The 20155-nt window shown below is 65.9% G+C and carries 22 protein-coding genes and 1 riboswitch; of the genes, 5 read left to right on the top strand and 17 right to left on the bottom strand.

All coding sequences use genetic code 11. From position 1 onward, the window contains the following. From KDB67_RS16520 to uraD (KDB67_RS16495), 6 genes are all read right to left on the bottom strand, one after another. Positions 1 to 128: hypothetical protein (locus tag KDB67_RS16520; RefSeq protein WP_291017851.1), on the bottom strand; the 128-nt coding region annotated here is incomplete at its 3' end. 149 nt (positions 129 to 277) lie between these two features. Continuing rightward, a riboswitch (cobalamin riboswitch) is annotated at positions 278 to 466 on the bottom strand. A 155-nt stretch (positions 467 to 621) separates the two neighbouring features. Then, positions 622 to 942 (bottom strand): type II toxin-antitoxin system PemK/MazF family toxin, encoded by a 321-nt coding sequence (locus tag KDB67_RS16515; protein WP_291017845.1) that lies wholly within the window; start codon positions 940 to 942, stop codon positions 622 to 624. A 19-nt stretch (positions 943 to 961) separates the two neighbouring features. Beyond that, positions 962 to 1192, bottom strand: coding sequence for a hypothetical protein (locus KDB67_RS16510; RefSeq protein WP_291017842.1), 231 nt, complete (start codon positions 1190 to 1192; stop codon positions 962 to 964). A 62-nt stretch (positions 1193 to 1254) separates the two neighbouring features. Further along, entirely contained in the window at positions 1255 to 1581 is a 327-nt protein-coding gene (gene uraH / locus KDB67_RS16505; protein WP_291017838.1) for a hydroxyisourate hydrolase, read from the bottom strand. Beyond that, positions 1578 to 2111 (bottom strand): 2-oxo-4-hydroxy-4-carboxy-5-ureidoimidazoline decarboxylase, encoded by a 534-nt coding sequence (gene uraD / locus KDB67_RS16500; RefSeq protein ID WP_291017836.1) that lies wholly within the window; start codon positions 2109 to 2111, stop codon positions 1578 to 1580. Before uraD (KDB67_RS16500) ends, uraH begins: the two co-directional genes overlap by 4 nt. Positions 2112 to 2230: 119 nt before the next feature. Next, entirely contained in the window at positions 2231 to 4228 is a 1998-nt protein-coding gene (gene uraD / locus KDB67_RS16495; protein WP_291017833.1) for a 2-oxo-4-hydroxy-4-carboxy-5-ureidoimidazoline decarboxylase, read from the bottom strand. Between the two features lie 253 nt (positions 4229 to 4481). On the opposite strand from uraD (KDB67_RS16495), the gene KDB67_RS16490 reads away from it, so the two are divergent. Beyond that, positions 4482 to 5054 (top strand): NTP transferase domain-containing protein, encoded by a 573-nt coding sequence (locus KDB67_RS16490; RefSeq protein WP_291017848.1) that lies wholly within the window; start codon positions 4482 to 4484, stop codon positions 5052 to 5054. Positions 5055 to 5078: 24 nt separating this feature from the next. On the opposite strand, the gene KDB67_RS22420 is transcribed toward KDB67_RS16490, so the two are convergent. The 10 genes from KDB67_RS22420 to KDB67_RS16445 all read right to left on the bottom strand — a co-directional run bounded on the left by KDB67_RS22420 (position 5079) and on the right by KDB67_RS16445 (position 13592). After that, positions 5079 to 5567 carry a PIN domain-containing protein gene (locus KDB67_RS22420; protein ID WP_324384068.1) on the bottom strand — a complete coding sequence of 163 codons (489 nt, stop codon included), beginning with the start codon at positions 5565 to 5567 and terminating at the stop codon, positions 5079 to 5081. Beyond that, positions 5485 to 5706 (bottom strand): type II toxin-antitoxin system VapB family antitoxin, encoded by a 222-nt coding sequence (locus KDB67_RS16485; RefSeq protein WP_291017830.1) that lies wholly within the window; start codon positions 5704 to 5706, stop codon positions 5485 to 5487. Before KDB67_RS16485 ends, KDB67_RS22420 begins: the two co-directional genes overlap by 83 nt. 115 nt (positions 5707 to 5821) lie before the next feature. Then, positions 5822 to 6163 carry a hypothetical protein gene (locus KDB67_RS16480; protein ID WP_291017828.1) on the bottom strand — a complete coding sequence of 114 codons (342 nt, stop codon included), beginning with the start codon at positions 6161 to 6163 and terminating at the stop codon, positions 5822 to 5824. Between the two features lies 1 nt (position 6164). Beyond that, complete coding sequence (locus KDB67_RS16475) at positions 6165 to 7973, bottom strand: acetyl/propionyl/methylcrotonyl-CoA carboxylase subunit alpha (RefSeq protein ID WP_291017826.1); 1809 nt, start codon at positions 7971 to 7973, stop codon at positions 6165 to 6167. Between the two features lie 181 nt (positions 7974 to 8154). Beyond that, positions 8155 to 9639 carry a condensation domain-containing protein gene (locus KDB67_RS16470; RefSeq protein ID WP_291017824.1) on the bottom strand — a complete coding sequence of 495 codons (1485 nt, stop codon included), beginning with the start codon at positions 9637 to 9639 and terminating at the stop codon, positions 8155 to 8157. A 19-nt stretch (positions 9640 to 9658) separates the two neighbouring features. Next, complete coding sequence (locus KDB67_RS16465) at positions 9659 to 10078, bottom strand: SufE family protein (protein WP_291017821.1); 420 nt, start codon at positions 10076 to 10078, stop codon at positions 9659 to 9661. Next, positions 10075 to 10965 carry a sulfurtransferase gene (locus tag KDB67_RS16460; RefSeq protein WP_291017819.1) on the bottom strand — a complete coding sequence of 297 codons (891 nt, stop codon included), beginning with the start codon at positions 10963 to 10965 and terminating at the stop codon, positions 10075 to 10077. The genes KDB67_RS16465 and KDB67_RS16460 overlap by 4 nt, the downstream gene beginning before the upstream one ends. Before the next feature lie 88 nt (positions 10966 to 11053). Then, positions 11054 to 11692: a nucleoside triphosphate pyrophosphatase gene (locus tag KDB67_RS16455; protein WP_291017817.1), complete on the bottom strand. Its 639-nt coding sequence runs from the start codon at positions 11690 to 11692 to the stop codon at positions 11054 to 11056. A 32-nt stretch (positions 11693 to 11724) separates the two neighbouring features. Further along, positions 11725 to 11973 carry an acyl-CoA carboxylase subunit epsilon gene (locus tag KDB67_RS16450; RefSeq protein WP_291017815.1) on the bottom strand — a complete coding sequence of 83 codons (249 nt, stop codon included), beginning with the start codon at positions 11971 to 11973 and terminating at the stop codon, positions 11725 to 11727. Next, positions 11970 to 13592: an acyl-CoA carboxylase subunit beta gene (locus KDB67_RS16445; protein WP_291017813.1), complete on the bottom strand. Its 1623-nt coding sequence runs from the start codon at positions 13590 to 13592 to the stop codon at positions 11970 to 11972. The genes KDB67_RS16450 and KDB67_RS16445 overlap by 4 nt, the downstream gene beginning before the upstream one ends. A 130-nt stretch (positions 13593 to 13722) precedes the next feature. Here KDB67_RS16445 and KDB67_RS16440 point away from each other — a divergent pair, with 130 nt between their 5' ends. The 4 genes from KDB67_RS16440 (at position 13723) to KDB67_RS16425 (ending at position 16615) form a co-directional block, all read left to right on the top strand. Continuing rightward, entirely contained in the window at positions 13723 to 14517 is a 795-nt protein-coding gene (locus tag KDB67_RS16440; protein WP_291017810.1) for a biotin--[acetyl-CoA-carboxylase] ligase, read from the top strand. Positions 14518 to 14618: 101 nt separating this feature from the next. Beyond that, the gene (locus KDB67_RS16435; protein ID WP_291017807.1) at positions 14619 to 14816 is read left to right on the top strand and encodes a hypothetical protein; all 198 of its coding nucleotides are present in this window, start codon (positions 14619 to 14621) and stop codon (positions 14814 to 14816) included. Between the two features lie 107 nt (positions 14817 to 14923). After that, the gene (locus KDB67_RS16430) at positions 14924 to 16003 is read left to right on the top strand and encodes a DUF6777 domain-containing protein (RefSeq protein WP_291017804.1); all 1080 of its coding nucleotides are present in this window, start codon (positions 14924 to 14926) and stop codon (positions 16001 to 16003) included. A 207-nt stretch (positions 16004 to 16210) separates the two neighbouring features. Then, positions 16211 to 16615 (top strand): hypothetical protein, encoded by a 405-nt coding sequence (locus tag KDB67_RS16425; protein ID WP_291017802.1) that lies wholly within the window; start codon positions 16211 to 16213, stop codon positions 16613 to 16615. A gap of 404 nt (positions 16616 to 17019) precedes the next feature. Here KDB67_RS16425 and KDB67_RS16420 read toward each other — a convergent pair whose 3' ends face one another. Next, positions 17020 to 20079 (bottom strand): Ig-like domain-containing protein, encoded by a 3060-nt coding sequence (locus tag KDB67_RS16420; RefSeq protein WP_291017800.1) that lies wholly within the window; start codon positions 20077 to 20079, stop codon positions 17020 to 17022. Positions 20080 to 20155 lie beyond the last annotated feature (76 nt).

The raw sequence follows: 20155 nt of genomic DNA, 5'->3' as shown, positions 1-20155 counted from the left end.
GTTTCGGCGAGATCGGCTGCGGACACGCGGCCGGCCCAGTAGCCTTCGATGGCGCGCTTGAGTTCGCGGTTCGGCCCGATGCGGGGAGTCCCGAGCACGGTGGTGGTGAACGGCCGGTTGTTCGGCATGAGTAGTGTTCTCCTGCAATGCAAGTGGATGACCACCGCCCTTGCGGAGAGAAGTCTGCAAGCCCCGTCGGCACCACCCACGGATCTGGGCACACCGAAACGCCTGTCGACCACTCGCCCATTCCACGAGGCGGTGAGTCGCCGGACGCGGCGCGCCCAGCACAACAGGCAGGTCTTCGGACTCGCCGGCGTGCGCATCGCGCTCCTACTGGCCGTCGCTTCCCGGGGTTCACCCAGTGCTGAAAGACGGCGGTCGTTCCGGCATACCGCTGCGGGACAGTTCCGGAGTCACACCGGATTCCCTCTTGTCGTCGCCGATCAGAGCGCAGGGGCTCCATAGTTGCTCCGGTCGGCGAACCAGTTGCGCCGTCCACCATAGCGACGTAGGTGTGGCCGTCGATGGTCGGGTCGGATATTCCGTGGCGTACTACCTGCCGCGGAACGCGCCGTACGACAGCGGGCCCAGCTGGGTGGGAGTGGATCGTGATGGGGGTCAGAAGTCGAGATAGTCGGCAAGCCATTCACGGATGGCTCCCAAGGTCACGTCGTCGATGCGACCGATATAGCCGTCGAATCGGTTGCGTGACAACGTCCGTAGTTGTTCGGTCATCGCGAAGCCCGTCAGCCCTGGTAGGTCGACATGGACGTGATTCGGCCAGCGCCTGTCCGTCCTGGTGATCGGCACACCGAGTGCGAGCGAGTCCACAACGCTGAGATACAGATCGGAAGCAACGATGACAAACGGTCTGCGGCCTGCCTGCTCGCGCCCGATCACCGCATCGGGGCGCACCCAGTACACGTCACCGGTACGCATGTGAAGCGGCTCCGCAGGCTCAGTCACGTGCCGGTGCCGTCAGCGCATCCAGTTCGGAGACTTCCCTCCAGTAGTCCGCGTCGGGTGGGTTCTCCCGCATGGCATTCGCCATTGCTTGTAGCCGCTCCTGACGACGAGCGTTCCGTACAACTCCATCCAGGTACTCGCCGACAGTCAGGCCATGTTCACGCGCTGCCGCGCTGATGCGGTCACGCAATCCGGTGTCGACCTTGATGCTGGTAAGGGCCATGAGACAGATCCTACCTGCGCAACTACTCTTCTGGCATACCAATTCGGTATACCCACGGTCCGTCAGCTGCCGCGGTATGTCGAGTAGGAGAAGGGGCTCAGCAGGACCGGGACGTGGTAGTGGCGGTCGGGGTCGTCGACCTCGAAGCAGATGTCGATCTCGGGGTAGAAGGCCTTGATGTCGTTGTCGGAGAACCAGCTTCCGGTGTCGAAGACCAGGTGGTAGATGCCCGCGATGAGGGGGGTGGTGTTGACCTGGGAGATGCGGCCGTCGGCGTCTGTGGTGCCCTCGCTCAGCACGGTTCCGGACGCGTCTTGCAGGGTCACCGCCAGGCCCGTTGCGGGGGAACCGGATACGGCATCGAGGACGTGGGTGGACAGGCCGGTCATGACGTGGCTCCTGCGTCATCGAAGTTGCCGGCGGGCGCGAGCATCCGGATCAGCCTGCTGCGGTTGATCTTTGCCAGCTCCGCCCGCATCACGCGGCGTTCGGTGGCAGGGTCGTTGCGCATACGTTGCTTGAGGATGGCGAGCAACTCGGCCGCCGGCCGACCGTTGGCGAACACGAGGTAGACGTGCCCGAAGCGATCCTCGTAGGCGGCGTTGAGATCCTTGAGTTCTGCCAGCACGGATGCGTCGGCGCCGGTGACCCCCGACTGTTCGCGTGCCGACGACGGATTGTCCGCCCGATCGCCGATCCGCGGATGCCCCGACAGCGCCTCGTCGAGGTCGCCTTCGCTCAGCTCGGCCAGGATCAGGTCGGCGTACTCGAGCAGCGCCTCGTCGTCGGAGAACGGACGCGCCGCCGCCACCCGAATGGCCCAGATCGTCGAACTGCAGCAGTCGTAGAGCGTGCCGATCGCCTGCCTTTCTGTGAGCTCGTTGAAACTGGACAAACCTCGCCAATCAACCCTTCGCACGGGACCTACCTTAGGGGGATATCGCGCGCAGGGCGCGCCGGGGACGGTGACTGTTGCTGACACACGCCAGGTTCGCGGTGGCGGTGCGGGCCACCGCGAACCGGGACGCGAATCAGAGCCTAGATTTCGGGTTGCCTGTTGAACCGTGCCGACGTGATCGGGTTGGCGTCGGCCACCAGATCGTCGAACCGGTAGTTGGCGATCTTGGCAATCTCGATCAGTGCGAACGACTTCTCGCTTGTCTCCGAGTTGTCCATGCGTGCCCAGCCGTTGCGCAACACCCGGTCGTAGCGTTCGGTCTCACGGGCGCAGATGACCAGCGGGAAACCGAAATGCTCGCGGTAGGCGGCCGACAGATTGACCACGTTCTCGTGTTCGGCCTCTTCCAGCTGCGACAGGCCCTTGTGGTCGACGGCCACCATCTCGCCGGTCTCCTCGTCCTCGGCACCGAGGTCGGGGAAGGCCCGGATGAGTTGCAGCTGTTCGTCGTCGCTGCCGGTGAGCATGCCTTCCTGGAAGGCGCTGCGCAGATCGTGCACGTCCTCGAAGGGCCGCTGGTCGTAGGCGCGATCGACCACCCAGTCGACGTTCTGCACGACCTCACCGAAGGTTTCGCGGAAACGTTCGGGGGTCATCGTGTTGACCTCGTCGAGGGTGATCGCGCCACCGCCGGCCACCTTCGGACCACGTGCGCCGACATGGAAGAACAAGAGGTTCAGCAGGATCGCGGTGATCGCGCCCATCGTGATGCCCGTGGAGAACGGGATCTGCAAGATGATGTTGGGCATCGCCTCGTCGACGCCGGGAATCGCGTTGATGTCGACGATCTGGCCGTCGGAGTTGATCACCTGCGACGGTGGCGACGACTGCGAATGCTCGACGTACAGTGCCACAGCCAGCGACGTGGCCGCGATGATCAGGTTGCGGTGATCGGTGAAATCCACCTTGGTGAGTGTCTGGATGCCGACGATCGCGACGGTGGCGAACATGATCAGCGCCGCACCGCCGAGCACCGGCGCGGGGATGGACTCGACCACCTTGGCCATCTTCGGGAACAGGCCGAGCAGCATCATGATCACACCGGCGGCGGCCACCACCCAGCGGCTCTTGACACCCGTCATGCGGACCAGACCGACGTTCTCGGAGAACGCCGTGTACGGGAACGAGTTGAACGAACCGCCGATCACGGTCGCCAGACCGTCGGCACGGATCGCGGCGGCCACATCGTCCTTCTTGATTCGCTTGCCGACGATTTCGCCGGTGGCGAAGATCGAACCCGTCGATTCCACGGCCACCACGAGCAGCACCACGATCATCGACACGATGGCGACGATGTCCCAGCGTGGCATACCGAAAGCGAACGGCGGGGTGAAGCCGAGCCAATCGGCGTCGCCGACCCGGTCGAACGTGGCGTCGCCGAGCAGCCATGCGACGAAGGTGGCCACAACCAGACCCAACAGGATCGAGATGGTCGACAGGAAGCCCTTGAGGAAGCGCTGCATCAGCACGATCAGGGTGATGGTGCCGAGTGCGTACAGCACCCACCGCGGGTTGGACGAGTCGTGTAGGTGTTTGGCCGGGTCGCTCACCGCGTCACCCGCGCCGACCGGGATCAGACACACGCCGATGATGGTGATCAGGGTGCCGGTGACCACCGGCGGCAGGAACCGGATCAGCTTGGCGAAATACGGCGCGATGAGGAAGGTGAAGACGCCGGCCGCGATGACCGCGCCGTACACCGTCTGCAGGCCGACGCGAGCGGCGTGCTCGCCCTCACCGGCGTGGTCGTTGGCGATTTTGATGACCGGTGCCAGGGTGGCGAAAGTGATGCCCTGCAGCAGCGGCAGCCGCACACCGATCTTCCAGAACCCGACGGCCTGCAGCAGCGACGCGATGCCGCAGGTGAACAGGTCGGCGGTGATCAGCATCGTCAGCGCCTCGTCATCGAGGTTGATGGCGCGGGCGATCAGCAGCGGGACCAGCACTGCGCCCGCGTAGAACGCGACGACGTGCTGGATACCGAGCGCGGCCAGTTTGCCAGGTGGCGGTACCTGGTCTACTTCATGGACCCGTTTGCGTTTCGGGGCTGCCTTACCGGCAGCGGAGTCTGTGGTCATCGATGTCGCACCTTCCACTGGTGGAGAATCGTCCGCCTCGCGGCGGGCGGGAGTCCGCTATGCCACATTCGCTTCGCAATCGGGCGTGGCAGGAGTAAATAGTGGACCCAAGGCGCACTTCGTGCTGGGTGAGATCACGGTGTTTCCGCCCGGTAAAACGGTGCATGATGGCCGGACGGCGCAGCATGGAACGCGGCAGCGATCGCAATGTGATGGCAGCGTCAAACTGAGCGTGACCGGGGCGGGCTCGGCGATGGAGGATGTGGGTGAGGGTGAGGTGACAGTACTCGGTGCGGTGCTCGCAGCGGGTGCAGGGCGGCGCTTCGGTGGACCGAAAATCCTTGCACACCAAGGTGAATGGCTCCTCAAAGCGGTTAGCGCTCTCAACGCGGGAGGCTGCGGCGAAGTAGTGGTGGCAATGGGTGCGGCGGTGGTGCCGCCACCGTTCGGTGCGCGGGCGCTTACCGTGGATGACTGGGCGACCGGGCTGTCGGCGACGGTGCGCCGGGTACTCGGTAGCGTCCGGGAGTCCCCCGGATGTACCGGAGTTGTTTTACACGTTGTTGACACACCCGATGTCGGCAGCGAGGTGGTCGGCCGGGTGCTTGCGGCGAGTGGCTTGTCACCGGCCGCGCTGGTGCGGTCCTGCTTCGGCGGCGTGCCCGGTCATCCGGTCTATATCGGTATCGACCACATTGATGGAGTGTGCGCGCTCCTCAGCGGAGACAGGGGCGCGGGAGCCTATCTGGCTGCTCACTGCGATGACGTGGTGGCCGTGGAATGCGGTGACCTGGCCGGAGGCCGCGACATCGACAGCCCGGACTGAACAAAGGCGCATCTGCCGCGAGGTTCAGTTGCCTCTTACGCGCCTGGCTCGCACATCAGTGAGATGCCTGGCCGCAGTCTCGAAGTCGTTGTCGTCATGCAGGACGGTGAGGCCGTGCTGGACAGATGTGCCACAGACCAACAAGTCAACGACGCCGAAGGCTCGCAGCGAGCCTGCTCGAACCAGCGTGTGCTGAGCGGCATCGATCCAGCGCCACACGTTCTTGGGTACGGATACATCGGGGTAGAAGAGTGTGAGATCACGGCACATCTCATCGAATTCCCTCGCGTTGCGCGCTGATCGGAGAACTTCGACGCGTTGTGGCGCGCACGACCGTATTTCGCCTGCTTCGATGACGGCACGCCAATGCTCGAGGATGGCGGGCTCGCGCTGCATCCGCCACAGTGCTGACGAGTCGAGGAGGTACAAGTCAGCGGTGCTTCGGGCGATCTGCTTCGCGCATCGCCTTCCACGCGTCGTAGTCCCACTCCTGGGCACGACGAGCGTAGTCATCGAACTCTGCGGCACGCCGTAGCTTCGCCGCGTAGTCGCGGAGAGCCTCGTTGACGGCATCCTTCTTGGTGCCAAGGCCGGATCGTTTCAGGACCTCGGCGAGGGCCTCATCATCGAGGTCGATCTGTGTGATGGACATGGCAACTCCCTGCTGGGTCGACCCCACTACCGCGGTGATGTTGATGAGCAATGTGTCTTATCAACATTAGCAACAGTGATGGTGCTAGGCCGTGACCAGAGATCTGACCTGTTGTTCACGCCTCGATCCTCATACCCAGCATGCCCTCGGTGAAACGGCCGACCGGGTCCAGGGCGGCGGTGAGGGCGTCGTCGTAGCCGTCGCGGGCCCAGCCCTCGCGTACGGCGGTGTCGCCGGACGGGGTAATGGTGACCAGGGCGACGAGTTCGCCGGTGGTGGGGATGCACACCGCCCACGTGAACAAGGTTTCCGATGCCCAGCCGTCGGCGGCGCGGGTGATGCAGCCTGCCGGGTCGTCGACCCCCAGATCGGCCAACGCCGGGACATCCGACACCCGCGTGTCCGCACGAAGCGCACGCAGGTACCAGGTCCCGGCGTTGATCTCGACTGGTTCCAAACTATTTGATCTCGAGCAGCACGGTGCCTTGGGTGACGGCCGCCCCGGCCTCCACCGACAGACCTGTGACGACACCGGACTTGTGGGCGGTGACCGGGTTCTCCATCTTCATGGCTTCCAGCACGACCACAAGCTCGCCCTCGGCGACCTCCTGGCCTTCCTCGACGGCCACCTTGACGACGGTGCCCTGCATCGGTGCGGTCACCGAATCACCCGAGGCTGCGGCGCCACCGGCCTTCTTCTTGGTGCGCGGCTTGGGCTTCCTGCGGATCGCACCATCGGCAGCGCCACCACCACCACCACCGGACAGGGCCAGATCGCCCGGCAGCGATACCTCCACGCGGCGGCCGCCGATCTCGACGACGACCTTCTGGCGGGGGGCCTCCTCGTCGTCCTCGATGGGCTGACCACCGGTGTACGGCTCGATCGGGTTGACCCAGTCGGTTTCGATCCACTTGGTGTACACGTCGAACTTCTCGCCGTCGCCGACAAACGCGGGGTTGGACACGATGTGCCGGTGGAACGGCAGCACCGTCGCCAGACCCTCCACCTGGAACTCGTCGAGTGCGCGGCGGGCCCGCTCGAGAGCCTGTTCGCGGGTCTCGCCGGTGACGATCAGCTTGGCCAGCATCGAGTCGAACTGGCCACCGATGACATCGCCCTGCACCACGCCGGAGTCGACGCGCACGCCCGGGCCCGAGGGCTCGGAGTAGACGCTGATCGGGCCGGGGGCGGGCAGGAAGCCGCGACCGGCGTCCTCACCGTTGATGCGGAACTCGAACGCGTGCCCGCGCGGTGCCGGGTCCTCGGTGAACTCCAGCTTTTCGCCGTTGGCGATGCGGAACTGCTGACGGACCAGGTCGATGCCGGCGGTCTCCTCGGTGACCGGATGCTCCACCTGCAGACGGGTGTTGACCTCCAGGAACGACACCAGGCCGTCGTTGCCGACGAGGAACTCGACGGTGCCCGCGCCGTAGTAACCGGCCTCGCGGCAGATCGCCTTGGCCGACTCGTGGATCTTGGTGCGCTGCTCGTCGGTGAGGAACGGCGCGGGAGCCTCTTCGACCAGCTTCTGGAACCGGCGCTGCAGCGAGCAGTCGCGGGTGCCGGCGACCACCACGTTGCCGTGCTGGTCGGCGATGACCTGGGCCTCAACGTGGCGGGCCTTGTCGAGGTAACGCTCGACGAAGCATTCCCCGCGGCCGAAGGCGGCGATGGCCTCACGGGTGGCGGACTCGAACAGATCCGGGATCTCCTCGATGGTGTAGGCGACCTTCATGCCGCGGCCACCGCCACCGAACGCGGCCTTGATGGCCACCGGAACGCCGTGCTCCTGGGCGAACGCGACGACCTCGTCGGCGCCCGCCACCGGATCCTTGGTGCCCGGAGCCATCGGGGCGTCGGCCTTGAGCGCGATGTGCCGGGCGGTGACCTTGTCACCGAGGTCGCGGATGGAGCTGGGCGACGGACCGATCCAGATCAGTCCGGCGTCGATGACGGCTTGGGCGAAGTCGGCGTTCTCGGAGAGGAAGCCGTATCCGGGGTGGATGGCGTTGGCGCCCGACTTGGCGGCGGCGTCGAGGATCTTGTCGAAGACCAGGTAGGACTCGGCCGAGGTCTGGCCGCCGAGGGCGAACGCCTCGTCGGCGAGCTTGACGAAGAGTGCGTCGGCGTCCGGCTCCGCGTACACCGCGACGCTGGGGATACCTGCGTCACGCGCAGCCCGGATCACCCGGACGGCGATCTCACCACGGTTGGCGATGAGGACCTTGCTGATGCCTTGGGATGTGTTCGCAGAGGGAGTGGGCACTGGTTCTCCTGGGCTGCCGCCGCCTCGTGTGCGGGGCACTTCTCGTAGTGGCTCTGACCTTGGTTCGCGTTGGCCGCCTCATGGAGTGCGAGGCGTGACCGACGACACTTGAGTGTAGGCGCCGTCGATTCCGCGACTCACCCTAGCGCACCGAACGATTGCTCGGTAGAAGGGTTACCGTTTACCCGTCAGTAGCGAAAGTACTGCGGTCGCCGATGTTCCTCAGCAGTTCGGCGAATCGGTGGAGATAGACCACCACCAGGTCGCCGGTGGACGGTGCGGAGGCGTCGGCGGCGGGGAAACGGGCCGACACCCGCAGGCCACCGGGCGTGCGGTTGAGCCAGATGAACACTTCCTCCGGCGCGTAGCTGTGGCTGCGCAGCACCCGCGCGCGACCGGCGTCGGCCGCGGCGGCACCGGGCGCATACCGGGTGTCGATGAACGACAACGCGAACCGAGGCTCACCCGCCACGACATCGGGGTGGGCACTTTCGATCAGCTCCGCGACGCGCAGGTACGGCAGGGTGGACCCGGCCCGGCCGTGTTTGAGTTCGGCGCCGGCACGGGCGATCAGCTGCCCGAACGTCGGCGAATCCGACATGTCCAGGCAGATGGGTGCGAGTCCGACGAACCAGCCGAGCGAGGCCAGCCATTCGGGTCCCTCGCGGGTATGCCGCGGCATGACGCACCGGAACTCGGTGTCGCCGGTCATGTCGTGATAGACGATGGCCAGTGCCGACAGCACCCCGGCGAACAGCGATCCGCCCGCCTCCGAACAGACCGCGGTGAACCGGTTGGTCTGGTCGTCGTCGAGCAGGAGTTCGGTGAGGGAATCCTGCGGCGGTCCCGACTCGGACGCGGATGTGGCGGCGTCGGCGCGCGACACCTCCGGCAGCCGGCGTTCAGCAGCGGCGAACCGTGGCATCTGGCCGTGTCCGGTGCGCAGGAACGTCGTCCACGCCTCGATCGCGGGATGGTCGGGGCCCGTCTCGTCGGCGAGCCTGCGTTCCTGCGCGCTGAAATCGACGTAGCTGCCGACGTCGGGCAATACAGGTGTGGTGTGGTCGCGGGCGGCTCGGTAGAGGGTGACCAGTTCGTCCTGGGCAACGATCAGCGAGTAGCCGTCGAGGAGCGAATGGTCGCCCGCGAACAGCAGCGTGAACGAGTCCTCGCGGGCGACGGTGGAGAACATGTACGCAGGCCAGTGCAGGGGGGCGGTGGCCCGGTCGAACGAACCCGCGATCTGATCGATCATGGGTGCCGGATCCGAGTACCAGCCGACTTTGCCCATGCGCAGGTGCACAGTTCCCGGTCCGGTGCTCAGCCGGACCAGTCCCGGTGCGCCGTCGTGCGGGCGGATGCCTTTGAGGACGACGTGACTGCGTAGGACCTCGTGCCGGTCGATCCACGCCAGCAGGGTGGCCCGGATCGCCGGGATCGACAGCGGCTCATCGAATTCGATGGCCAGGCCCAGCCACGATTCGCGGCCGCCTTCGCGTCGGGTCCGCAGCCGGTGCGCGAACGCCGAGCGCAGATGCTGTTCATGGTTGTGCGAGGTGGGCCGCGAGTCGGTGCTCCACTCGCCGAGACCACCGGGCACGAACGGAGTCCACTCCGCCAGTCCGCCCGGCGCGATGGGTTCTTCGAGAATCTGGACGAACTTCATACCGGGCCCCGATCGTTCGTCAGATCTGGCGGCGCACGGCCGCTTTGATCCGGCCCAGGATGCCTGCCATGCCGCGCAGCCGCAGCGGACTCACCGACTTGTCCAGGCCCAGATCGTGGTAGAAGTCGCCCGGCACGCCGAGGATCTCCTCGGCCGACGCACCGTCGAGCCCCTGATGCAGGATCGAGGCGAAACCACGCGTCGTCGGCGCCTCCCGCGGCGCGCTGAAGTACAGCCGGACGTGGGCCGGTTCGGAGGCGTCCACCGACAGGAACACCGGCGACTGGCATTCGGGCACCGGTTCCATCGCCTCGGTGCGCAGATGTTCGGGCAGGTCGGGCAACTCCCCGGCGAACTCCAGAAGCAGCGTCACCTTGTCCGGATCGGACAGGGCGGCGAAGTCGTCGACGATCTCGGCGAGCGCCGGGGGCACGCTCACGCCGGTGCCGTGCCCGGTTCTTCACCCACCGCGATCGGCGCGCGTACCGTGTTGCCCCATTCGGTCCACGAGCCGTCGTAGTTGCGGACGTCGTCGAAACCGAGCAGGTAGGTCAGGACGAACCAGGTGTGGCTGGATCGTTCGCCGATTCGGCAGTACGCGATGGTCGGGGTGCTCGGGTCGAGTCCGGCGTACACGTCGTCGAGCTCGGCACGGCCACGGAACCGGCTGTCGGGGGCGGCGGCCTTGGCCCACGGGATGGACACCGCGGTGGGGATGTGCCCACCGCGCAGGGCGCCTTCCTGCGGATAGTCGGGCATGTGGGTGCGTTCGCCCGTGTACTCCTGCGGGGAGCGCACGTCGACCAGCGGGACGGTGCCGATCGCCGAACGCACGTCGGCGGCGAACGCGCGGATCCTGCTGTCGTCGCGCTCGACCACCGGATAGTCCGAGCGCGGGAACTCGGGGACGTCGAACGAGGTGTCGCGGTCCTCGGCTAGCCAGGCGTCGCGACCGCCGTCGAGCAGCCGCACGTCGGGGTGACCGAACAGCGTGAACACCCACAGTGCGTACGCGGCCCACCAGTTGCTCTTGTCGCCGTAGATGACGACGGTGTCGTCGCGGCTGATGCCCTTGCTGCGCATCAGTTCGGCGAACTGCTCACCGGTGATGTAGTCGCGGGTCACCGGATCGTTGAGGTGCAGATGCCAGTCGATCTTCTGCGCGGTCGGGATATGACCGATGTCGTAGAGCAGCACATCCTCGTCGGATTCGACGATCTTCAGGCCCGGCGTGCCCAGATGCGCGGACAGCCACTGAGCGGACACGAGCCGCTCTGGATGGGCGTATCCGGCGAACGCGGGATCGGGGTCGGTTTCGACGCTCACGTACGGGTTCCCTTTCTGGGGTGGGAGCTTGCCTGCTTTCCGAGTGTCGACACTACCTACTACCGTGCGTCGGTGCGTGGGTAGTGGCCTACTGCGCGTCCGGCCCGTGCCGCCACAGGTCGGTGACGTCCACACCCACCGCTGCAAGCAGTTCCCGCACGGTCGGCAGACCGATCCCGACAACCGATGACGGGTCGCCGTCGATGCGGTCGACGAACCAGCCGCCGAGCCCGTCGAGAGTGAACGCGCCTGCCACCGACAGCGGCTCGCCGGTGCCGACGTAGGCGTCGATGGTCGCGTCGTCGACGTCGGCGAAGTGGATGGTCGTCGATGCCGTGCGAGCGGCCTGCCCGCTGAGTGCGCCGCCGCTGATGCGGGTTACGTGATGCCCGGTCAGCAACTGCCCGGTACCGCCGCGCATCCGTCGCCACTGCTCGCGTGCGACGTCGGCGGTGTGGGGTTTGCCGGTGAGCACGCCGTCGAGCAACAGCATCGAGTCGCAGGTGAGTACCACGGTGTCCGACGGCGTGGCTGTCCGGCCGACGATCGTCGCGCACACCTCGGCGGACTTGGCGGCGGCGAGCCGCACCACTGTGTCGGCGGCCCCGACGTCGGCGAGCTCACGCAGTATCGCGTCCTCATCGACGTAGGAGACGACGACCTCGGGGTCGAGGCCGGCATCGCGCAGCACCTTCAGGCGTGCGGGAGAGGCCGACCCCAACACCACGTGGATGCCTGGCGATGGGGTTGTCGCCACCGTCAACGGTGCCGGTGGGTGAAGCTCGTCGGCATCCCCCACGTCCCGCGCAGCCGCTCGGCGTAGTTGCCCCAGTCGTTGCGGACCTCGGGTTCGGGCGTGCCGCCGTTGCCGGCTGCCACCGCCAGCACCACCGTCAGCGCGGCGGTCTCCTCGTCGGTCGGGTTGCCTTTGACCACCTGCAGGAACGGGCGTTCGGGCTTGCTCTCGTCCGGCGTGTTCTGCTCGCCGGTCACGGTGTCGTCGCTCACAGGGGAATGTTCCCATGCTTCTTGGGCGGCAGGTTGACCACCTTGCGTTCGAGCAGCCGCAGCGCCGTCGCGATCTGTCCGCGGGTATGGCTCGGCGGGATCACGGCGTCGACGTAGCCGCGTTCGGCGGCCACGTACGGATTGACGAGCGTGTCCTCGTACTCCTGCTGCAACTCCAGCCGCAGCTCATCGACGTTCTCGCCGTTGGCCGCGGCATCCTTGAGCCGGTTGCGGTAGACGAAGCCGACCGCGCCGGAGGCACCCATGACCGCGATCTGGGCGGTCGGCCAGGCCAGGTTGACGTCGGCGCCCATGTGCTTGGAACCCATCACGTCGTAGGCGCCGCCGTAGGCCTTGCGGGTGATGACGGTGATCTTGCCGACCGTCGCCTCGCCGTAGGCGTACAGCAGCTTGGCGCCGCGGCGGATGATGCCGTTGTATTCCTGGTCGGTGCCGGGCAGGAAGCCGGGCACGTCGACGAGGGTGATGATCGGGATGTTGAAGGCGTCGCAGGTGCGGACGAACCGGGCGGCCTTCTCCGAGGCGTTGATGTCGAGACAGCCGGCGAACTGGGTGGGCTGGTTGGCGACGATGCCGACGCTGCGGCCGTCGACCCGGCCGAAGCCGACGATGATGTTGGTGGCGTACTCGGCCTGGACCTCGAGGAACTCGTCGTCGTCGAGGATGCGCCGGATGACCTCGTGCATGTCGTACGGCTGGTTCGGCGAGTCCGGGATCAGGGTGTCGAGTTCGAGATCTTCCTCGTTCAGGGAATCCTCGATGCCGGCGGCCACCGCAGGTGCGGGCAGGCGCGGGGCCTCGCTGCGGTTGTTGCTGGGCAGGTACGACAGCAGCTCGCGGACGTAGTCGAGGGCGTCCTCCTCGTCGGCGGCGACATAGCTGGCGGTACCCGACTTGGACATGTGGGTGTGCGCGCCGCCCAGTTCTTCCATCGTCACCTCCTCGCCGGTAACGGTCTTGATGACGTCGGGGCCGGTGATGAACATCTGGCTGGTCTGGTCGACCATCACGACGAAGTCGGTGAGAGCGGGGGAGTACACGTGACCACCGGCGGCGGCACCCATGATGAGCGAGATCTGCGGGATGACACCCGAGGCGCGCACGTTGCGGTGGAAGATCTGCCCGTAGAGGCCGAGGGAGACGACGCCTTCCTGGATGCGGGCGCCGGCGCCGTCATTGATGCCGATCAGCGGTCGGCCGGTCTTGACGGCCAGATCCATGACCTTCACGATCTTCTCGCCGTACACCTCGCCGAGGCTGCCGCCCAGAACGGTGGAGTCCTGGCTGAAGATGCACACCTCGCGGCCGTCGATGGTGCCGTAGCCGGTGACCACACCGTCGCCGACCGGACGACGATCGCCGAGACCGAAGTTGGTGCTGCGGTGGCGGGCCAGCGCGTCGAGTTCGACGAATGAACCCTCATCGAGCAGATGGGTGATGCGCTCACGCGCGGTGAGCTTGCCCCGCTCGTGCACCTTGGTGACGGCGCCCTCGCCAACCGGATGCAGGGTCTCGTCGAGTCGCTTTCGCAGATCGGCGAGTTTTCCCGCTGTTGTGTGGATGTCAGGCGTGCCGCCTGAGGTTTGCGCAGAGGTCATGAACAACGATGCTAACGACATCGTTGTGATGTACGTCAACTACTCCCAATGTGAGATTCTCCTCATGTTCCCGAGCGCTCGGTCGGGAACGGGGACGTGAAGGCCGTCGCGACCGGTAAGCTCGGCACCCATGAGCCTCGCGCCCGACCCCCAGGACCTTGCCGACCGCCTGTCGGAGACGCGCTGGCACACCATCGAAGTGGTCGAGTCCACCGTGTCGACCAACGCCGACCTGATGGCCCGCGCGGCCACCGAAGGTACGGCCGAGGTGGCCGGCGTGGTGCGCATCACCACTGACCAGACCGGTGGCCGGGGGCGGCACGGCCGCACCTGGACCGCGCCGGCCGGGTCGTCGGTGGCGATCTCCGCGGCGGTCGCGGTCGGTCCGCACGCCGACCGGCTGGGCTGGATGTCGCTGCTCGCGGGCGTGGCAGTCGCCCGGGCCGTGGACGCCATGGGAGTGGCGGCGGTCCTCAAATGGCCCAACGACGTGTTGATCGACGGTGCCAAGGTGTGCGGCATCCTCTCCGAATACGCACCGGCCCCCGATGGCGGCGTCGCGATCATCGGCATCGGCATCAACACCGACATGACTCCCGAGCAGCTCCCTGTGCCCACCGCGACGTCGCTGGCGATCGCCACCGGCGCCCCCGTCGACGTCCAGGATCTCACCGCCACCGTCCTGGCCCAGCTCGACGCAGTGCTCTACGGCTGGCCCGACGACATCGTCGCCCTCGCCGCCGCCTACCGCGACCGCTGCGATACCATCGGTCGCCGCGTGCGGCTCGTCGCTCCCGGCGACCGCGATGTCATCGGCACCGCCGTCGACATCGACGCCGACGGCCGGGTGATCGTCGAGACCAGCGCCGGGGAGCGCATCGTCGCCACCGCGGGCGACGTCACCCACCTACGCGTCGCCGACTGACGATTCCGTAGCCCTTTCGGACGAAACATCCCAGCACATCTTGCCGGGGGCGGCGCGGACTGCGAGTGTAGGTGGTCCGAGTCGTCGTTTAGGAGCGCTTTATGAAGGTTGTCCGTTACTCGTTGGTGGCCGGTGCCGTCGGCCTCGGTCTCGCGCTGTCCCCGATCATGGCCGACGCCGAAACCGGCGCTCAGACGGCACCGACGCAGTGCGTTCCGGGTACGGTGCCCGCCGGTCTGCCCGGAGGGTGCATCCCGGACATCTTCGCCGGATGGGCAACCGGCAGTCTCGGAGGGTAGCCATTGACGCTCACCCCCGACGATTCCCGCTCAACGATTTCCTTCAGAACCAAACGGAGCTGATTGGCGTTCAATGAAATCGCTGCGCGGGAAATGTTGCTAGTGGAGTGGATCGCGTGATTGATTCTGGGCGTAATGGTTGGGTGATGGTGGTGTTGTCTGCGCTTGCCGGGATATTGGTCGTTGCGCTGGTGGCTGCTCTGGTCTATGTGTTTGTCCTGCGGGACGAGTCGCCGTCGACGGCCCGATACGAGTCCGCGGACTTCGCCTCACAGATGCCATTTACCGAACCTGTGTTGGTGGGCGGTCCAGACACCGGCGCCTCGGTTTCCGGTGGCACCGTCACGCAGTCGCCGCGGTGCGTCGCGTCGAAGCTCAAGTCGCAGCTGGCTGCGCGACCGGATGTCGCCCGTGCGTGGGCACAGATCGTCGGTGTCGACGTGAGTGGCATCAGCAGCTATCTTGACACCCTGCGGCCCCAACTGATCACCGCGCCCCTTCAGGTCACCAATCACGACTACGAATCCGGGCAGCCGAGGGAACTGCAGTCAATCCTTGATGTCGGCACTGCGGTACTCGTCGACAGCCAGGGCATTCCCCGCGTCCGATGTGCATGCGGAAACCCACTGAAGCCAGCGAAGTCCAAGGCCTCCGAGATCAGTGGCGCACCGGACGGATTCGATGCCGCCGGTATTGTTACGACGTTCTCGGCGGATATTCTCGACGTGGTGTCCGTGGATAGTTATCGTAAGAACGGCACTCCGGAGTGGATTACGCACGATCGGAAGTTCCTGTGCCGGGCTCCTCGCGGACTTGGCGATAAGCTCGTCTGCGTACTCAGCGGTCTCACCCCACCTTTTACCGCCGACACACTGTGCTTCATCTACTCGCAGTATTCTCCGGAACCGAGCGCGTCACGGGCTATTTATCTGAGTGCTATGTCCGATGGTGTCCCGTGCCACACCATTCTGCAGGGTAATCCGGGAATATCTACGAGCACCGGATGGGAACTGCGAGGAAATGACGGTCGGCCAATTCGGCAACTCCCTGACAACAGCGCGATCGAATTCGACAGCAGCGAAGGGCTGGTCAGATGCGAGAGTCGAGGTGACGAGTTCGGTTGCCATTTCACCCAAACAAGTGTTGGTTTCGTCCTCTCGCCGACGAAAGCGGAATTCACTCGGTGACTGAGCAACGGCCACGTGGAGAACTGGTCCCTCGGGCATGTCGATCGTTGCATCTGGACTTGGTCAGATGCTGGACAGCTGCGCGACGCGTGCAAGACCCAACTTCGGGTGTCGCTCAAAACGATGAAATTTCGTCGGTCCCCGGCGGTTGACACCGTCGGGCGGCACGATGGCGTCATCAGTCAGCTCGGATGACGTGAGGGTGCTATGAATACTGTTCGTGTCTGCGGCGGCGTTGCGGCGGCCATCGTAGCTGTATCGGTGCCGCAGGTAGTTGTCGATGATGCTGTCACCGCGGCGCCGGCTCGGGTGGTACTGGGAGTGAGTCAGGGCAAGTACTCGATGGGTTACGGTGAGGTCCGTCCGTCGACACTCACTTCAAACTCGATGTGCGCCAATGTTATTAGTAAGATCAAATGGACTTCTTGGGGTGGCGCGAAGGCGCGTGGCCACGGCGTCTTCTGCCAGTCGGCTGGGGCTGAATATCGCGGTGAACCCATTCAACGGGCAACGCTGGTCGCCTGGGACATCGGGATATGCGGAGGGAAGCGCAGCTACCGCAAACTGAGTATCGATGGCTGGAAAGCAACCAACATCTGCCGGGCATATTAGCGACTACTTACGTCGCCGCGGCAGGAATACACCTGTTGGACCAGGGATGTGGGAACCATTCGGAAGGATACCTGCCATGAGAGTTGCTCGTCGTTGTGCGGGCACGGTCGCGGTTCTTGCGGCTGTGGTGATCGGTCCGCTTCAGGCGGCCTCGCCCGCAGCTGCGGCACCGGTGGTCAAGGTCCCGGCGAACATAGTGTCGCCAGACTGTCGTCCCATACTGTGGGAGGCCGTCGTCTGGACCGTGTCGGTTCTGGAACGTTCGTGCGTGGTGGTGGTGCACCCACAGGGCACGAACTCGCGCGAGGTGCTCGGGAGCTACTCCGTCGACGAACTTCTCGCCCTTATCCGAAAGCATGGCCCCCTGGCGCGGACGCCCCGCCCTTAGCCGCCCTTAGCCGCCCTTACACGACCGGTGCGGGTGCGATCACGACGAGGCGGGTGACTCCGCCGCTCGACACCGATTGGAGCACCGATCCGTCGGGGGCGACATAGACGCCGCCGGACGGTTGGCCGGGGATGTCGATGACGGTGGTGGTGCCGATGATGTGGACGTGGGTGGTGACGGTGCCGCCAGGGCCGTCGGTGTAGGTCGTGTAGTAAGCGGTGCCGTCGCTGCGGATGGCGACGTTGCCGGAGAGATAGCCGGTGATCGTCGCGCTGACCGTCGCGATGCCTGCCGGCGTGATCGTGGTGAGGTACAGATCGGGTGGCCAGGACCCGACCCCGGTGATCACGTAGGCAGTTCCGTCGGGCGCGATCTGAGTGCCCAGAATCGGCGCACCGTTGAGGTCGATGGTGTTCCCCGAGGGGGTGATACGGGTGAGGTGCCAGGTGGGGTCGGAGGCGTCGCCGGTCCGGCTGAGCTGGTAGGCGGTGCCATTGGGACCGATCTGAATCGCATTGCCGGGAATGCCCGCGAAGTCGACCACCGTGACGGCTCCGTTCGGTGCGATCTTGGTGACATACGTTTGGCCGGTGACTGATTGGTACGTGGTCTGGTACACGGTGCCGTCGGGAGCGACCCGGGCACCGTCGAACGGTTCGCCGGTCACCTGTATGGGCGTAATGCCCCCGTTGGGGGCGAACATGAGTACGTAGGTGGTCGCGACGCCGGAATCGATTTGCTGGATGGTCTGAATCGCCGTCCCGTCCGGCCGGAACCGGACACCGTCATTCGCCGGCAGCCCGGCGACAGCGTAGGTCACGGGGGCTTGGCCGGGCGCGAATACGGTGATGTGGGTGGCATACTCGTCGGACGCCGAGTCGTACGTCAAGGTTGTCTGGTAGGCGGTTCCGGTGGGGCCGACCTGGACTCCTTCATATGAGACGCCGGGTAGCGTGGTGGTCGTCGTCGTGCCGTCGACGGCGAGCTGGGTGACGTGGACATCGTCGGTGGTCGTGCTGGACAGGTAGGCTGTGCCGTCGGGTGCGAGCTGAACATTGCCGCGCGGGTAGCCGGGCAGTGGCGTGCTCCTCACGGTTCCGTCGGCGGCGACGGAGATCAGCGAGTACACCTGATCGCCGGTGGACTCATCGACGGTCCAGGTGCTCAGGTAGGTGACGCCGTTGCCGGTCACGATGTCCGATACCGGGTTTCCCGGTATCGGCGTGGTCGTCGTGCCGGTGGGTGCGGTGCTGGCGAGGTAGAAGTCGACACCGGAACTGCCGAGGGTGTACGTCAACTGGTGGATCGTTCCGTCCGGACCGATCCGCGGCCCGAGGTATCCGTCGCCGGCCATGGTGATAGGGGCGATCTGCGTGGTCATATTGGCAAAGTTGGTGCCGCCGCGACCGTCGTCGACGACGACAGTGATGGTCTCGGTGGTGTGGTCCGCGGTCGCGTCGTATATCGACGCGTCGAGACGCTGGGTGAGTGACGGTGTGTACGTGTAGATTCCGGCGGCGGGGTCGATGAACAGGGTTCCGCCGCCGCCGGTGGTGAAGGTGTTCGGGCCCGCGGTTGTTCCGCCGGTGACGGTGATGGTGAGGGGGTCGTTGTCGGCGTCGGCGACGCTGATAGTGCCGGTGGCCACGCCGGTACTTGCCGCCGGCGACGATGGCGCGGACAAGATGATCGTGGGCCCGCTGTTGGTGGGCGGTGGGGTTGATTCGGGGACGTTGACGGTGACGTAGCGGTTGTGCGGGTTCTGGCCGGTGAACAGGCCCAGGATGCTCGCAAGACCGTGCAGATGGGGGCCGCTGTCGGAGAGTTTGACGGTGAACTGGTCGGCGGCGGTGCTGCCCGGGTTATGCGCGTAGGTGATGGTGCCGTCGCCGTTGACTGTCGCGGTTCCGTTGGTGGGTGCGGTGGTGATCGTGGTGGTGAGCGGGTCGCCGTCGGGGTCGGTGGCGTTCAGGCTGATGGTGTAGCCGTCGGTGGTGGGCTGCAGAGTCGGTGCGGCGGTGGGGGTTTGGTTGTTGAGGAGCGATTGGGTGCGCTGAATCCACCACAGCAGCGTCCAGGGAGCCGGGCTGACCGCGACGGAGTTGGTGGTCGGGCCGCCGACGGGTGGGATACCCAGGAATGTCAGGAGACCTGCGAGCGGTGCGCTCGTGGTGGTCTGCGGGGCTGTGGTTGTCGTGGTTGTCACGCTGAAAAAGGCTGTGGGTGCGATCGACGGCTCCGCGGTGGTCTCGGGTGCGTCGTCTTCTTGGACGGTGGTGGTGAGGGCGGCCATGCCGCGCGCCTGCTGACCGGTCGCCGGTGTGTCGGGTGGATCGGATGGCTCCGTGGTACCGGTCGATGATGAGTTCGACTCGGATGAGTTCGACTCGGTGGTCTCGGGGCTCCCCGGGCCGAAGTTCGATGGCCCGGAGGTATTGGAGTCGAATGACGTCGTATCGGTCGTCGCCGTCGTGGGAGGGGTGAAAGTCTCCTTTTCCGTTGTGGTTTCGGCTACCGTGCCGCCACCGGAAGTTGCCGGGTTGCCGGTGGCGGGTTCAGCGGCGGCAGGTGTCGTGTCGATCGCGGTGGTTTTGGTCGTCGTCGCGGTTTCGGTCGCCCCGGTTTCGGTCGACTCTGTTTCGGTCGACTCGGTTGCGGCGGTTCCGCCACCGGGTTCGTCATCGCCGACCGGCGCACCGCCATTGGAACCGCTCTCGGTGGTGCTGTCCGCGGATACCTCATTGTCGCCGGATGTTTGACTGTCGCTGGATATTCCACTGTCGCTGGATGTTTCGCTGCTCGAGGTGTCGCCACCTCCTGAGCTCTTAACGGAAGCACTGCCGCCACCGGCCGACGATTCACCGCCACTCCCCGTCGACGTGCTGCTCTTCTCGGCGGCGCGGCCGGAATCCTCCGGCCCCGAATCACCGGACCCGCCGCCGGTGTCGGATTGCGACGCCGCCCCGGCCGGTGACCCGGCATCGTCGTCGGCGGCGGCCTGTCCGGGGTTGAGCAGCAGGCTGATGCCCGCTGCGGCAGCGACCAATCGAGCACGGTTCCGGTGCGAGATTCGCATGACACTCTCCTGAGAGTGGGCAGACGGCTGCTGTTGATTCTCTCAGATCGCGACGTATTTGAGAATGCCGCAAACT

It is taken from the genome of Gordonia sp. (in: high G+C Gram-positive bacteria), assembly GCF_020438995.1.
Lineage (GTDB): Bacteria > Actinomycetota > Actinomycetes > Mycobacteriales > Mycobacteriaceae > Gordonia.
This window is presented reverse-complemented; position numbering and strand designations above follow the sequence as displayed.

Excerpts from the sequence above, each read along its gene's own strand:
- KDB67_RS16440 (WP_291017810.1), top strand. The coding sequence starts at position 13,723 with ATGAGCCTCGCGCCCGACCCCCAGGACCTTGCCGACCGCCTGTCGGAG.
- KDB67_RS16485 (WP_291017830.1), bottom strand. The coding sequence starts at position 5,706 with ATGTCCATCACACAGATCGACCTCGATGATGAGGCCCTCGCCGAGGTC.
- KDB67_RS16445 (WP_291017813.1), bottom strand. The coding sequence starts at position 13,592 with ATGACCTCTGCGCAAACCTCAGGCGGCACGCCTGACATCCACACAACA.
- KDB67_RS22420 (WP_324384068.1), bottom strand. The coding sequence starts at position 5,567 with ATGACTACGCTCGTCGTGCCCAGGAGTGGGACTACGACGCGTGGAAGG.
- uraD (WP_291017833.1), bottom strand. The coding sequence starts at position 4,228 with ATGACCACAGACTCCGCTGCCGGTAAGGCAGCCCCGAAACGCAAACGG.
- KDB67_RS16490 (WP_291017848.1), top strand. The coding sequence starts at position 4,482 with ATGGAGGATGTGGGTGAGGGTGAGGTGACAGTACTCGGTGCGGTGCTC.
- KDB67_RS16510 (WP_291017842.1), bottom strand. The coding sequence starts at position 1,192 with ATGGCCCTTACCAGCATCAAGGTCGACACCGGATTGCGTGACCGCATC.
- KDB67_RS16425 (WP_291017802.1), top strand. The coding sequence starts at position 16,211 with ATGAATACTGTTCGTGTCTGCGGCGGCGTTGCGGCGGCCATCGTAGCT.
- uraH (WP_291017838.1), bottom strand. The coding sequence starts at position 1,581 with ATGACCGGCCTGTCCACCCACGTCCTCGATGCCGTATCCGGTTCCCCC.
- KDB67_RS16470 (WP_291017824.1), bottom strand. The coding sequence starts at position 9,639 with ATGAAGTTCGTCCAGATTCTCGAAGAACCCATCGCGCCGGGCGGACTG.
- KDB67_RS16420 (WP_291017800.1), bottom strand. The coding sequence starts at position 20,079 with ATGCGAATCTCGCACCGGAACCGTGCTCGATTGGTCGCTGCCGCAGCG.
- KDB67_RS16435 (WP_291017807.1), top strand. The coding sequence starts at position 14,619 with ATGAAGGTTGTCCGTTACTCGTTGGTGGCCGGTGCCGTCGGCCTCGGT.
- KDB67_RS16515 (WP_291017845.1), bottom strand. The coding sequence starts at position 942 with ATGCGTACCGGTGACGTGTACTGGGTGCGCCCCGATGCGGTGATCGGG.